The organism is Parazoarcus communis SWub3 = DSM 12120 (assembly GCF_003226565.1).
GTDB classification, from domain to species: Bacteria; Pseudomonadota; Gammaproteobacteria; order Burkholderiales; family Rhodocyclaceae; genus Parazoarcus; species Parazoarcus communis.
Genome location: NZ_QKOE01000144.1, coordinates 1 through 371 on the forward strand (window position 1 = coordinate 1; position 371 = coordinate 371).

A 371-nucleotide genomic window follows, 5' to 3' on the forward strand; every position below is an offset into this window, starting at 1 on the left:
TTGCAACGCTGCACTGCGCCTCATCGAGCTGGGGGCCGATGTTCACGCCAAAACCCGCATGCGCCTGGGCGGCAAGTTCCGCGACAGTCCCGCCGAGGACGACTGGATGTACATCAACGAGATGGGCACTGCGCTCAACGGCATCGACCTAAATGAAAAACGCAACGAAGGCCGCTGCTATGCCCAGCTCAAACGCAAGCTGATCGAGCAGGGGGTCCGATTTCCTCAATTCGACAAACGCTTTATCAACACCTGGCTACGCGACAAGACCCCGATCACCGAACCCCTGCTGCGCGCGCACGGCGCGGACGACGATACCGTGCGCCGCGTGCTCAAGTGGTACGACGAAGAAGTGCTGCTACCCCAGCCCT

Annotated in this window: 1 protein-coding gene; it reads left to right on the forward strand. The window is 60.9% G+C overall.

From position 1 onward, the window contains the following. Nucleotides 1–371: hypothetical protein (locus tag DNK49_RS24285; RefSeq protein WP_165843443.1), on the forward strand; the 371-nt coding region annotated here is incomplete at both ends.